Consider the following 12,737-nt stretch of genomic DNA (forward strand, 5'->3'; position numbering starts at 1 on the left):
CGCTAGTTGGTTAGGATGGGGACAGTTCCATCGTTGGCGTAGGAGTCGCAAGTTGGCAAAACTACCACCAATCGAGCGTTTATACCAGCAAATGTTAGGAATCTTAACAGAAGCCGGTTATGGCAAACATCCCGCTCAAACTCCTTTAGAATATGCCACCGCCGCCCGCCGCGTCCAACCGCCGCCAGTGGCGAATATTATCGAGGAGATTGCTTGCGCCTACGTTGATTGGCGTTATGGCGGGAAATCGGCTAATATTGAGAGTTTACGCCAACGTTTTCGAGAATTTGTCAAGTTGGTGAAAAAGTGAGCTTGAGAGCAGTTATCTTAATGGTGAGGTAGGAAGTTTTCGTTTTGGGGGGTCGATCGCCGGTCGTCCATAGCAAATTAGGTTACACTTCATCTTGATGAGAAAGGCTATAAACAAGACTATGTTAAGAAATGTAACCAAGTACAAAACCCTTACTGTTGCCTTGTCTGCACAGTTAACTTTATTTTTGTCCGACTACCGATAATTCTCAGCCAGCAATTTAAGACTTTTGCTATAGTTCTAGAAGAGGGCTAAAAAAATAGCAAACTAAGGAAATTTCTCCTTTGCTAGTTTTGCCGTAAACAACTATGTTAAAAAAAGTCAATTATCTGCGATCGCTATCCTGTTTTCTCGCTATAATCCTCTGGAGTAGTACCCTAGGGATTAACCCTAGCCTCGCGGTCAATGATAATTGTCAACTGTCCGAATCGGAAATCAAACAACAAGAAAATCTGCGTCAAACTTCCCCCCAAGAATATGACATTTTATTGCAGAAATATGCTGCACAATTGCGCTTTTGTCGTTCCCGACACTGGTTACAGGAACAGGCAATCTGGTTACGTCTCTACTCCTGTGATACCCGCCCCGGATCGATAGAAAGTATTCTCGATCGCATCGTGGCCAAAGGTTATAATATAGTTTATCTGGAAGTTTTCGCCGATGGTCAAGTCCTATTACCTCCTAACAATAATCCCACGGTTTGGGACAGCGTGATTAAAAATCCCAGTGCCGGAAATGTGGATTTATTAGCACAGGTGATCGAACAGGGACATAAACGCGGTTTAAAGGTTTATGCTTGGTTATTTAGCCTCAATTTTGGCTATGCTTATAGCTTAAAACCCGAGCGACAGGAGGTGTTAGCACGCAATGGTAAAGGACAGGATAGCACCTCTTTTGTCGATGATCAATCCCAAACTTTTGTCGATCCCTACAGCAATCAAGCGCGACAGGATTATTTAATTCTCCTAGAAGCGATTTTACAACGTCGTCCCGATGGAGTTTTATTTGATTATATTCGCTATCCGAGAGGAACTGGAGTCGATTCCGTGGCTGATAATGTCCAAGATTTATGGATTTTTAGTCCGGCATCCCGACAAGCTTTAATTAATCGAGGATTGAATAATAAGGGCAAATTTTTAATTGATCGCTATCTGACTCGTGGTCAAATTTCCCCTGATGATATCGTCGAAGCAGATCGCCTTTATCCCCAAGAAACTGACCCTCTTTGGCAGGGTAGAATCCCCTTAGAAGAGGAGATGAAACAATCAGTTAAAAGTCGTTTTGATCGCCTCAAATTAGAACTTTGGTTCCTAGCGGTTGCCCATGCTGCCCAGGGTGTCATTGATTATATTAGTTATTTTTCTGCCCTAGTAGAACGTCAGGGAATTCCCGCCGGGGCAGTGTTTTTTCCTGATGGAAATCGTCTTGTGGGTAATCAAGGTTTTGATTCCCGTTTACAAGCTTGGGATAGTTTTCCCGCTTCCCTAGAATGGCATCCCATGTCCTACGCTAATTGTAACGATACCACCTGTGTGGTTAATCAGATCAAAAGAGTAGTGGCAAGCAGGGGAAATCAAACTGCTGTTATCCCAGCTTTAGCGGGTTTATGGGGACAACCCTATAACAATCGTCCCTCCTTAGAAGTGCAAATGGAAGCGATTCGCATAGCCTTTCCCAGCATAGATAGTATCAGTCATTTTGCTTTTTCTTGGCAAGAACCACAATTCGATCGAGCCAGAAGATTTTGTCAAAAGTAACCGCATTTACACCTCCACTTTTACTTCCTCTGTCTCTGTTTGTTCCTGTAGTGGGGTAACTATCAAAGGTGGCAGTTCCGGTTCGGCGGTGTTGAGAGTTGGTGTAATATCGACGTAGTTAATCACCGCCCCTAAAATTTTCACTTCCGCTTCTGTTAACTGGTCAGTTGCTTCACTCAAGAGACTAGAACGAGTTATCGCCTGGCGAGTTACTAGAATAATCCCGTCCGCTAGTTCTTCTAAGAGAAGGGCATCATTACAGCTAGACAGAGAAGGAGTATCGACAATCACCAGATCGAAACGGCCGCGAGAATCCTTGAGAATTAATTGTAATTCGCTCGATTCAATGATAGCTGCCGCTTGTTTTTGCGGACCGGGACTAGGCAAAATCGAAAGGTTTTCAATATTTGGGGCCAGCCGGATCGATTTACTTTTTGCCCCGTAGTAAAGTAGGGGTTCTCGGAAAGAATTGGGATCGGGAGTGACCCCGATTTTTTCAGCGTTGGAAAGACTTCTCAGATCTCCTTCGACTAACAGAGTCCGTCGGCCTGCTAAAGCGGCCGCGATGGCCAGATTATAGGCAGTGGCGGTTTTCCCCTCTCCGCCGGTAATACTGGTGACAATAACTACTTTCACCGTTTCGCCGCCGCCCACAAGTCGCAGGGTACTGCGTAAACGTTCGTAGTAGGGGAGATAATTGACATTAGCATCGGCGAGAATCGGATCGATTTCATCGCCCTCTAAATTGCGGACAATGGGCAACTGTCCCAAGAGGAGGATATCCCGGCTAACCAAAGCTTCCCGCAATTCTTGGGGACTGTGCAGGCGATCATCGATCACTGCTAACAGAAGGATCGTACCCAATCCAGCTAAAGTTCCCAAACCAGCCCCCGCTAAGAGAATCAAGAGACGATTTTTGCGATTAAACACCTGTTCGATCGCTTGAGCCACCGGTGGTTGGGCGACGGTGAGACTACCCACGGTTTCCGCTTCTGCGGCCTGAGCATCCACCAGAGCATTGAGGATATTCTCGTAGATACCCCGTTGAAAGGCGACGGCTTGGGTTAAACGAGCTTGCTGTAGCTGTTTATCGGGGAATTTCTCGTATTGGGAGCGTAATTGCTGTTCCTGAGTCACTAAGGATTCTAATTGTTTCATTAAACCCTCGCGCTGGGTTTGCAGGGTAACTAATTGAGCCGCTAGTTGTTGACGGGTGGCATCGAGATTACTTTGCTGACGGATGCGACTGCTGGGAAGAGCGGTAAGAACGCCATCTTTTCCGATTACCTCGGCGGCTCTTTTTTGTAGGAGAGATTCGTTAACTTGCTGTTGTTTGCGTAATTTAACTACGGTGGGATGTTCGGGACGTAAATCCTTCTCTAGTTGCTCCAATTGGGCTTCCGTGTCCAAGATCTGGGCTCGGATACTGGCAATAATCGGGTCGGCACTAAGGGCCGAGGAGGTGTAAGCTTGATCGGGGGTTAAATCGAGTTGTTTACTCAGACTATTAATCTGTCCTTGAATGCCTTGCAGTTCTAGACGAATTTCTCGCTGTTGCTGTTGACTACCGGTGATAGCGGTGAATAAACTCCCATCTTGAATCGCCAATAAATCTGAACCCTGGGTGCTAATGTAGCGATAAAACTTTTCTTCGGCTCTGGTTAAATCTTTTTGGACTTCGTTAAGTCGGACACTGAGCGCCTCTATGCGGGCCCGTAACTGGGAAGTATTCAGCCAGCGACTGTATTCCACCATTTCCTTCATCAAGGTTTCCAGAATTAACTCTGCCTTGGACTGGGAGTCGGACGTTAACTCTAAAAGTATCTCTTGGGGTTGGTCGGTTGCTCCAGCCCGATTGCTATTGTTGTTTTGTTCCTCTCCTTCACCGGGGAAGGTGATTTTTAAATCTTGATCGCGAATTTTAACGATCTGTTCTTGATTAAATTGTAATTTTTTGGCCGCATTGACTAATACCCGGGGAGACAGCAGTAAATCGCGATCGATAGCCCGCCCTTGTTCTTGCAGTTGGGTTCCTGTAGTGGTAAAAGCTGGCGGCGGCACCCGGTAGGCCAATTGTCCCAGCGCCCGATAAAAGGTGGGGGGTTTCTCAGGATCGGGTAGGAGAGCAAAGATCACAGAACCGCCTAAACAGACCAGGAAGACGAATATTCCTACAAATTTGTTCTGATCTAGCGAGATGAGAAATCGTTTAATAATTGGTACAGCCATAACTTTTTAATCTATTCCCAGATTCTTTACATTCTAACGGTCAAGAGTTATTCTCGGCCTTGAAATCCTAGCTTATGAAGTTGTGTTAAGGAGTGAAGGGAGCCGGTTGCTCGTCAATTATCGGGAGCCATCGAATTGATTGCTCAGGTTGAGAATCGTATTGGTAAAACTGGAAATATCCCGGATAGGTTGGGTAATAATATTAAAAGCGGCGAAAATTTCCCCTAAGAGGGTGCGGGTGACGATAATTACGTCCTGATCTTCTAAGGGAACATTTTGGGATATATCTCCCCTAACTGCCGCTATCGGACTCAACGTTTGACTAACAATTCCCCCTTTGGCACTGTCAAAACGGAGCAGGGACACTTCATTGACATTAATCCGCAGGCGATCAGAAACCGGTAAACTCGCCACCACATCGAGGAAGGTACTGCCATTAGGAATCGAAACATTTCTTAGGGCAATTCCCGAAGGAATTGAGGGAGCTAAAACCCTGACGGTGATATTCTGCTGGGTGAGGGTGGTTTTAGCCACTAGGGTGCGATTATATTCCGTTTCTTGGCCCGCTTCTAACTTGGAAACAATCACCGCATCGCCCCCTTGCAGAGGCAGATCTGGCAAGCGGTCCCCTTTAATCAAGGGAGTATAAAGGTCAAGTTTCTCCTCTAATACTGTACCATCGACTAAAACCCGACGGACAAGGATCGAACGCAGATCAGCCCTGGGGGTGCCACCCCCCGCCGCCAAAAGTACCTGCGCTAGGGGAGTATTAGGAGCAACACTATAAAACCCCGGTCGCTGTACCTCTCCTAGAATGGTTAACTGGACGGGACGGGCAGTGGTTAAAACCGCAATCACTTCTGGTTCCTCCCGCAAGTATTTTCGCCCCAATTCCAGGCGGATTTTAGTTTGCACTTCGTCTAAAGTCAAGCCCAGCACGGGAATACGCCCTAAAATCGGTACCAGAAAATTACCATCGGGATCCACAGGACCTGCAGAATTAAATTCGGGAAAATCGGGAACCGAGACGCTGATTTGATCGCCGATATCGAGTCGATAGGCCTGAATTGGTCGGGATTGGGGATTATTGGGAGAGTAAACCGGTGGACTGTAGCCGCTAGGGGGAATCGTGTTTTCGGGAAAGGTGGGATTAGGGGGTTGGGGCGGCAAAAATTCCAACCCGGCCCCCGGTTGAGTCTGGGGTATGGACAAAGGACCCTGGGCCTTGAGGCTCTCGGAGTGAATTATCCACAAGAACCCTGTCAGACCCAACCCTGATAGGGCCATGGCCCCGGTTCTGAATAAACTAACTGGCAAAAACTTGTCGAGCATCGGTGGAATCATAGAGACATATCAATTTATTTTCTGGGAGTTATCTAGTGGGAGAGGAACAAAGAAGCTATCAAGGGCTAGAAAAGTGCCTTGAGCTAGCTTCTTGGAAGAGATGGTTGGCAGCGGCCAAATTACTTTTCTTTTGTGGACTGAGGGACAGAAGTTAATTGACTTAAGACATTTTGTTCTAAGTTACTTTGTACTTCCCTAGCGAGATTGAGAGCAAAGGGAGTGAGAGTTTGCAGTTCTTTGGTCGGGTCTAAGGGAATCAGTAAGGAAACGGCTATCCAGGGTACTCTTTGTCTTTTCAATTGCGCCCATTGGTCAAGCCAATACCAAACAGAGGGATCGTAATGACCACCACCTAGCCAAGCATACCACTGCACCACGGCAAAGGTGTTTTGTGTCCAAGCCCGATAGAATCTAGCCGTGGCCTTTCCTCCCGACCTGGTGGGAATTAATAGCTCGGTTGTTTCCCCCTGATTCCAACGACTAATCGAACTGATATCCGACCATTCTAATCCGGGTTGATTTTTATAGTAGATCTGTGGCTTTAAAAGCAGGGTGATCCTCTCGCCCTCAGAACTTTCCAGCACTTGTACCGACCATTTTCCCTCACCGATTTCCCCTTGGCTCTGGTTGATGGTTTTCAGGTCAGACAACTCGATTCCCGATTTTTGTAAGGCCTGCATTTTCTGAATATTACCGATTCTCGGTTGCTCCACCCAAGACCAATGGCCAGAAATTAAATTGGGCAAGATACCCCCTAAAATCAAAATCACCAGCAGGCACAACAGGAGTAGATAATTACCCGGTAGCTTTTTTTTGATTTTATCTAACACTAAAGTTACCTCGGCTGGAATTTTTTGACTAATCACCCTTGTTACCTTCCTCTTGAGCTAGGGACTGTTTCCTGACCGCCTCGCGATACTGCATAATTTGGAAGACGAAAAGGACGAGTAATAACATAAAGACGGAGTATAAATCACCCCCCCAGCCATCGTGGAGTAACACAAAGTTTTCCTTTTGCCCCGTGCCGTTAAACCAGGCTAAAAGCGAGTTACGAACGATATTGGCCCCGACACTAATTGCAAAGGCACTGAGGAGCATAAAGCGCGTTTTACGACCGTTTTCGATGGTATCTGTCCAATGGAGCAGCAGCAGCGTGACGTAAAGACTGGTAAATAACATTTTCAGCCCCGCACAGTAGGGGGCGACCTCCACCATCCTACCTTCTACCGCTACATGGATACCGTCAACGGAGACATCTAAGCCCGCTTGCTGGAGAATAAAACCAGCGCAAGCGGCAATAAAAATCTGTAGGGGTAGGGTATAGGGAGTGATCAGGTAGGGGATAGGATTAGGAGTCGCTAAAGCTGTTAAAAGTAGAGGAAATCCCTGTAATTTAAAACCTTCCCTTCCTTTTAACCAGAGACAGATGCCCGCTAACATAATCGGGAAAGACATACTAACCCAAACAGAGGAACTGAGGAGATAAAAAATCGCTCCTAGGGTTAACAAAAACGCTCCGAGGGGATGGGAGCGATCTTCGAGGCGCTGCCATTTTTTACGATTCTGCCAGACAATATAGGCTGCGTAGGGAAGGCCGATCAAGCCGTGGCTAAAGTATTCATGTTCGACGCTGATCGATTTATTCAGCCAACCATCGTACCAATGAAAGATCACCGGACCATAGATAACCGCCAAGAAACCGATAATCAGCCAAGATAGCCGATTTTTGTGGGAGACGGGGGATAGGGAAGGACTAATACCCATAGGAAGGAGCGATTTAGTGACAAATTCTGAATTTATGTTAGCCGATCATCGAAGTAATCTGTTCAACTACGATTGCAATTTGCTTCTGGCTGATGCCGGGGTACATGGGGAGAGATAAAATTTCTTCACAGAGAATCTCTGCCTTAGGAAAGTCTCCCTGTTGATAACCCAGGTAGCGATAAGCTGGTTGCAGATGACAAGGAATCGGATAATGAATGCCGGTTTGAATACCGACGGCAGTTAATTGTTCTTGTAGTTGTTGGCGATCAACGGGACAATGGGGGAGAATGCGAATAACGTAGAGATGATAGACATGACCGGTTTCGGTTTCGTCTCTTATGGGTAAAATGCCTTTATCGGCTAAAGGAGCCAAAAGCTGGTCGTATTGTCTTGCCGCTCGCTGACGGGCCTGATTCCAGCTGTCCAGATGGGGTAATTTAACGTTTAAAATGGCGGCTTGTATGCTATCTAAACGGCTATTAGTGCCGATATCGGTGTGGAAATACTTGCTCGGTGCGCCATAATTTCTTAAACTGCGGGCTTTTTGGCTAATTTCAGGATCATTGCTCACTAACATTCCGCCATTGCCAAAAGCACCTAAATTTTTACTGGGATAAAAACTAAACCCCGCCGCCACACCGACGCTGCCGGCGCGATAACCTTCTCTACTGGCTAAATGGGCCTGGGCCGCATCTTCAAAGATAATCAGATTATGGCTGCGGGCAAAATCCTGTAATTGTTGGGGTGATACCATCTGTCCGTACAGGTGTACGGGAAGAATGGCGCGGGTATTGGCAGTAATTCTTTGGGCAGCCGCCGCGAGGTCAATTAAGGCCGTATCGAGGAGACAATCAACTAAAACCGGTTTAGCTCCCGCTTGAATAACAGCCATGAGGGTGGCGACAAAGGTATTAGCGGGGACTAGCACTTCATCCCCGGCACCGATGCCGTAAGCTTGTAGAGCCAGGGCAAGAGCGGCAGTGCCAGAAGCTACTCCCACAGCATACTCGACTCCGCAAGCTTGGGCGAAGGCGGTTTCAAATTCGGCTAAAGCTTGGCCTAAAACAAAATCTCCTCGGTCGATAACTGTTTGGATGGCCTCGGCAATTTTTGCCTGTAGGGGCTGATTTTGCCAAGTCAAATCCACAAAGGGAACTTTGATTAAATTGGAATTCATCTAGTGCTTGTTTATGGATATCTTATAAATGTCAACAGACTAGCATAGATTGGAGCAAGTTGGCTAGATTAGTAGGCTCTCTTGTCCTTTATCTGATAGATAGATGGTCTTCACTGATCGAGTCTGTCTTTTTCTTTGTGTTCTTTGTGCCTCTGTGGTTTATCCTTTAGAACTGGTTATTATGAGTGATTTTCCCGCTTTAACGGCGTTAATTCTGGCCGGTGGCGAAAGTTCCCGCATGGGACGAGATAAAGCTTTGTTATCCTTTCAGGGTCTCTCTTTTCTGGAAAATATCTGTTTAGTTGCCCAAGATTGTGCCGTACAGGTATCTGTGATCACGCCTTGGCCGGAACGTTACCAGCTGATCATTCCCCAGTACTGCCGAATAATCAAGGAACCTCTCCCTACTAGGGGGCCGTTATTAGCCTTTGCCTTGGGATTAACTTTTGTGTCAACCGATTGGGTTTTATTGCTCCCCTGCGATTTACCTTTACTAAGGTCTTCAATTATTCAAGCATGGTCAAGATTATTAGCCACTGTACCGGAAAATGCCATCGCTTTGGTTCCCCGCTGCGGCAATCGTTGGGAGCCTCTCTGTGCTTTTTATCATCGTCGTTGTTTAGCATCTTTGCAGACTTATATTAAGCAGGGGGGAACTTCTTTTCAAAAGTGGTTAAATGCCGCTGTGGTGGAGGAATTAATCATCGATAATTCTGAGATTTTATTTAACTGTAATACTCCGGAAGATTTAGAGATAATAATAAACTACCCAGATATTAACCGTAAGAAACCCTAGCACAAAAGGGAGTAAAAGTAAAGAGATCTGCGAAGAAATATTGGATAAATGGCGATAACCATAGTAGAGTATTCCGGTTAGATAACCGCCAGTTATACCGATAATTGCGCCGATAATATCGCCATTTATGGATAAATAGGAAGTGAGCCAAATGACGAGGGAAAAGGGCAAAATTATTAAGCCACCTAAAAATATATCGCCAGTAAAACCACCATATTTATTACTTAATTTTCTGCCCAAACAACTAGATAAAGTCAGAATAATAAAAGGAAATACTGCCCAGCCTAGTAACAGTAAAAACTCAGATTTAACTGTCCAGTTTTGCCAAGTCAAAGCGATAAAAAAACTGCTGATTATTGCCGCCAATACCCCTGTAGCTAAAGCCTGATTACGGTTGAGCTTTAAAAAAGCCTCTGCCAGACCTGTCTTGGGTTTGAGCAAAGATGAGCAAGAGATTTTCAGCAAATTAACAACAATAAAAAGAGTTTTTGACCACTTGATTGATTGCCGTTGTCGATAACTTTTATGAGCATCTCTTAATTTATTTTCAATGGCATGATAGCGGCGAAAATTTCCCTGTTGCTTAAATTTTTTTGCCGCTATTTGAAAATTTTTTCGTGCTGCTGGCAGTTCCGAGAGTTCCTCTAGAGCCAATCCTCTTTGATAATAGAATTGGGGATTATTTGGGTCAATAGCGATTGCTTTGCCATAAGCTTCTAGGGAAGATTGGGTGTAACCGAGTCGTTGACGGGATAAACCGAGGTAATAGTAAGCTTGGGAACAATCGGGTTTTAACTGCAAAACTTGCCGACAATCGCTTAAAACTTGCCGATCCTGCTGATTATAGTAGTAAACTTCCGCCCGTTGCAGATAGGCCTGCCAAAATTGCGGATTAATTGCGATTGCTTGCTGGTAAAATGCGATCGCAAGTTGATAATTTTTCTCTTGAGCGTAGCGCCATCCCTGTTGATAAAAATCCTCGGCACTGCGGTTAAAAGTGGGTATTTCTGGGGATAAACTGCGGTCATACTCTTTTCTTTTCTCTTTATCGCTCAAAACCCGATAAGCTTGTTCAATTTCCCGAAATTTTGTCACTGCCTCTGGATCATTGGGATTATAATCGGGGTGATATTGCCGGGCCAGACGACGAAAAGCGGCTTTTATCTGATTATTGCTGGCATTACGGGGAATTTGGAGGATTTCATAGTAATTTTTCATACTTGAACGCGGGGGGAATTTTCAACTACTTAAAACTGTTGCCAATGGCTCGCCGAAACGACTATCATTGTCAATTAAATAGCTTTTATTGAGAGTTGATCGCTTATGTCTGCCTACACTGCTTCCTCCCTGAAAGCGGAACTCAACGCGCGGGGGTGGCGCTTAACTCCCCAGCGAGAGAAAATTCTGCACGTTTTCCAGAATTTACCGAAAGGCAATCATCTCAGTGCTGAGGAATTGCAGGAATTACTGGACAAACGGGGGGAGGGAATTAGTTTATCGACAATTTACCGCAGTGTTAAACTGATGTCGCGGATGGGAATTTTGCGGGAGTTAGAATTGGCCGAGGGTCATAAACACTACGAACTCAATCAACCCTATCCCCACCACCATCATCATTTGGTCTGTATTCAGTGTAATAAAACCATCGAATTTAACAATGATTCCATTCTCAAACACAGTCTCAAACAGTGTGAGAAAGAGGGTTTTCAGTTAATTGACTGTCAGTTAACGGTGATGGCCATCTGTCCGGAAGCTTTGCGGATGGGTTGGCCGTCGGGAATACCGAGTAATTGGGGTTGCACCCGTTCGCTGGTGGATACTCGTTTCCAAAACTGCGAGATTCCCGAATCAAAGGAACCGGAACCAGAAAACTAGACATCTAAGCGGACATTCCCAACTGAAAACCGAGAGCCTTTTTCTGCATTAATTGGAAAATATTATAAAATCCGTTGGAGCGGGAAGGGGTAAGGCTGACTTTTAAACCGGTTTCTTCGATAAAATCCGGGGTGACTTGCAGGATTTCCGAGGGAGTCAGTCCATTTAACCCCTCGATTAACAAAGCCACTAAACCCTTGACTAATTGCGCGTCGGAATCCCCTTTGTACCAAACCTGGCCATTTTCGAGGTCGGCAGTGATATAAACTTGGGATACACAGCCATGAACTTTATTAGCGGGTATTTTGGCAGATTCTGGTATTGGTTCTAGTTTTTTAGCAAAAGCTAGTAATTGTTCGTATTTTTGCTTAGGATCGGTACGACGTTTGAGGCGTTCGACGATGCGATCGAGATTAGACGGGAGCATATTGCGAGTTAAAATAAGAAAAAATTAGCCAATAGCTTTTTTATATTAGCATTCTCGCGGAAGTTGCGCGCTGTGGTTATCGCTGCCAGGACTACCTTGGTCAGAGCGCCTCGAGGCTATCTGCTAGAATTGGCATCAATGAAATACCACGCTTGCAGGAGCTATGGATAAACGCCGTACCAAAAATATAAAATCTCCTTACAATCCTAGGCAATATCGGACTGCCGTTTCAATTTCTTGCATTTTTTCTTCGGATAGTTTCCCAACTGGTGCCGAGGGGAAGCGATTTTTATCAATTGAACGAATTTGAAAACCAAGAAAGACTGTTTCTAAAGGAAGCCCACTTTCATCAGTCGAAACGCGAACATTAGTCGGATAATCTTGGCGAATATTTTCTCCTTTCGTCCCCACCACTACCATCACCACTAAGGGTAACTGATTGATCACATCAATAGATGATACTAAAACTGGTCTAGTTCCTGCTTGCTCTTTTCCTTGAATCGGATTAAGATTAACGAAATAAATTTCACCTCTTGCGATAGTCATTTTCTACAAACCGTCCATTTCAGAGACCATAAACTCCTGATTAATGGTAGCGATTTCTCCTAAAATATCCTGATCATCTGCCATTATTTGCAATTGCTCTTCATCAATTAATTGAGTTTCTATTGTCAATTTTACTTTAGTATTCGGCTTAAGATTAAAGGTTTCAGTAGGATAAAAAGCTTCTCCATTGAAAATAGCAGTAATTTTTTGATTCATCATTTCTGTACCAACATAAATCAAGCTTCTCTTACTTGATGATACCAAATAAAGTAGGGAGCATCTCACCTTTGCAATGAGCATAAATACTTAGTGGAAAAATAGGCTTTTCGAGGGTAATTCTTGTTTTAATTCTCCATGTACGCAGTCTTTAAAGGGAGCATCTCACCTTTGCAATGAGCATAAATACTTAGTGGAAAAATAGGCTTTTCGAGGGTAATTCTTGTTTTAATTCTCCATGTACGCAGTCTTTAAAAGCCTCTATTTCGTTCCAAGACACGATTAAGAGTGGCTTT

Annotated in this window: 13 protein-coding genes; 4 read left to right on the forward strand and 9 right to left on the reverse strand. The window is 45.0% G+C overall.

All coding sequences use genetic code 11. The features are described from left to right. Window positions 1-310, forward strand: a 310-nt coding sequence (locus tag ACE1AQ_RS08825) for a DUF4129 domain-containing protein (RefSeq protein WP_374808252.1), incomplete at its 5' end; no start/stop codon positions are given. Between the two features lie 308 nt (window positions 311-618). Next, complete coding sequence (locus tag ACE1AQ_RS08830; RefSeq protein ID WP_106908155.1) at window positions 619-2,067, forward strand: family 10 glycosylhydrolase; 1,449 nt, start codon at window positions 619-621, stop codon at window positions 2,065-2,067. A 6-nt stretch (window positions 2,068-2,073) separates the two neighbouring features. On the opposite strand, the gene ACE1AQ_RS08835 is transcribed toward ACE1AQ_RS08830, so the two are convergent. The 5 genes from ACE1AQ_RS08835 to ACE1AQ_RS08855 form a co-directional block, all read right to left on the reverse strand. Then, window positions 2,074-4,296, reverse strand: coding sequence for a tyrosine-protein kinase domain-containing protein (locus ACE1AQ_RS08835; RefSeq protein WP_110543869.1), 2,223 nt, complete (start codon window positions 4,294-4,296; stop codon window positions 2,074-2,076). Window positions 4,297-4,413: 117 nt separating this feature from the next. Further along, entirely contained in the window at window positions 4,414-5,628 is a 1,215-nt protein-coding gene (locus tag ACE1AQ_RS08840) for a polysaccharide biosynthesis/export family protein (protein ID WP_110543945.1), read from the reverse strand. Between the two features lie 131 nt (window positions 5,629-5,759). Further along, a complete protein-coding gene (locus tag ACE1AQ_RS08845) occupies window positions 5,760-6,506 on the reverse strand; it encodes a cyanoexosortase B system-associated protein (protein ID WP_110543867.1) in 747 nt (248 codons plus the stop codon). After that, window positions 6,499-7,404 (reverse strand): cyanoexosortase B, encoded by a 906-nt coding sequence (gene crtB, locus ACE1AQ_RS08850; RefSeq protein WP_008201400.1) that lies wholly within the window; start codon window positions 7,402-7,404, stop codon window positions 6,499-6,501. Before crtB ends, ACE1AQ_RS08845 begins: the two co-directional genes overlap by 8 nt. Before the next feature lie 37 nt (window positions 7,405-7,441). Then, window positions 7,442-8,581: a DegT/DnrJ/EryC1/StrS aminotransferase family protein gene (locus tag ACE1AQ_RS08855; protein WP_110543864.1), complete on the reverse strand. Its 1,140-nt coding sequence runs from the start codon at window positions 8,579-8,581 to the stop codon at window positions 7,442-7,444. Window positions 8,582-8,762: 181 nt separating this feature from the next. Between ACE1AQ_RS08855 and ACE1AQ_RS08860 the strand changes: the two genes are divergently transcribed. Beyond that, on the forward strand, window positions 8,763-9,377 hold the full coding sequence (locus tag ACE1AQ_RS08860) for a molybdenum cofactor guanylyltransferase (RefSeq protein ID WP_110543942.1): 615 nt from the start codon (window positions 8,763-8,765) through the stop codon (window positions 9,375-9,377). Here the strand turns inward: ACE1AQ_RS08860 and ACE1AQ_RS08865 are convergent. After that, on the reverse strand, window positions 9,330-10,595 hold the full coding sequence (locus tag ACE1AQ_RS08865; RefSeq protein ID WP_110543861.1) for a J domain-containing protein: 1,266 nt from the start codon (window positions 10,593-10,595) through the stop codon (window positions 9,330-9,332). The two genes, ACE1AQ_RS08860 and ACE1AQ_RS08865, sit on opposite strands and share 48 nt — an antisense overlap. Window positions 10,596-10,700: 105 nt before the next feature. Between ACE1AQ_RS08865 and ACE1AQ_RS08870 the strand changes: the two genes are divergently transcribed. Continuing rightward, on the forward strand, window positions 10,701-11,252 hold the full coding sequence (locus ACE1AQ_RS08870) for a transcriptional repressor (protein ID WP_002737956.1): 552 nt from the start codon (window positions 10,701-10,703) through the stop codon (window positions 11,250-11,252). A gap of 4 nt (window positions 11,253-11,256) precedes the next feature. On the opposite strand, the gene ACE1AQ_RS08875 is transcribed toward ACE1AQ_RS08870, so the two are convergent. The 3 genes from ACE1AQ_RS08875 to ACE1AQ_RS08885 form a co-directional block, all read right to left on the reverse strand. Further along, a complete protein-coding gene (locus ACE1AQ_RS08875) occupies window positions 11,257-11,679 on the reverse strand; it encodes a SufE family protein (RefSeq protein ID WP_008201386.1) in 423 nt (140 codons plus the stop codon). A 198-nt stretch (window positions 11,680-11,877) separates the two neighbouring features. After that, entirely contained in the window at window positions 11,878-12,225 is a 348-nt protein-coding gene (locus ACE1AQ_RS08880) for a type II toxin-antitoxin system PemK/MazF family toxin (protein ID WP_008201384.1), read from the reverse strand. Window positions 12,226-12,228: 3 nt separating this feature from the next. Next, window positions 12,229-12,444, reverse strand: a complete 216-nt coding sequence (locus ACE1AQ_RS08885; protein ID WP_002790182.1) for a hypothetical protein — start codon at window positions 12,442-12,444, stop codon at window positions 12,229-12,231. Window positions 12,445-12,737: the final 293 nt, after the last annotated feature.

It is taken from the genome of Microcystis sp. BLCC-F209, assembly GCF_041928595.1.
GTDB lineage: Bacteria > Cyanobacteriota > Cyanobacteriia > Cyanobacteriales > Microcystaceae > Microcystis.

Excerpts from the sequence above, each read along its gene's own strand:
- ACE1AQ_RS08830 (WP_106908155.1), top strand. The coding sequence starts at position 619 with ATGTTAAAAAAAGTCAATTATCTGCGATCGCTATCCTGTTTTCTCGCT.
- ACE1AQ_RS08835 (WP_110543869.1), bottom strand. The coding sequence starts at position 4,296 with ATGGCTGTACCAATTATTAAACGATTTCTCATCTCGCTAGATCAGAAC.
- ACE1AQ_RS08840 (WP_110543945.1), bottom strand. The coding sequence starts at position 5,628 with ATGCTCGACAAGTTTTTGCCAGTTAGTTTATTCAGAACCGGGGCCATG.
- crtB (WP_008201400.1), bottom strand. The coding sequence starts at position 7,404 with ATGGGTATTAGTCCTTCCCTATCCCCCGTCTCCCACAAAAATCGGCTA.
- ACE1AQ_RS08855 (WP_110543864.1), bottom strand. The coding sequence starts at position 8,581 with ATGAATTCCAATTTAATCAAAGTTCCCTTTGTGGATTTGACTTGGCAA.
- ACE1AQ_RS08860 (WP_110543942.1), top strand. The coding sequence starts at position 8,763 with ATGAGTGATTTTCCCGCTTTAACGGCGTTAATTCTGGCCGGTGGCGAA.
- ACE1AQ_RS08865 (WP_110543861.1), bottom strand. The coding sequence starts at position 10,595 with ATGAAAAATTACTATGAAATCCTCCAAATTCCCCGTAATGCCAGCAAT.
- ACE1AQ_RS08870 (WP_002737956.1), top strand. The coding sequence starts at position 10,701 with ATGTCTGCCTACACTGCTTCCTCCCTGAAAGCGGAACTCAACGCGCGG.
- ACE1AQ_RS08875 (WP_008201386.1), bottom strand. The coding sequence starts at position 11,679 with ATGCTCCCGTCTAATCTCGATCGCATCGTCGAACGCCTCAAACGTCGT.
- ACE1AQ_RS08880 (WP_008201384.1), bottom strand. The coding sequence starts at position 12,225 with ATGACTATCGCAAGAGGTGAAATTTATTTCGTTAATCTTAATCCGATT.
- ACE1AQ_RS08885 (WP_002790182.1), bottom strand. The coding sequence starts at position 12,444 with ATGATGAATCAAAAAATTACTGCTATTTTCAATGGAGAAGCTTTTTAT.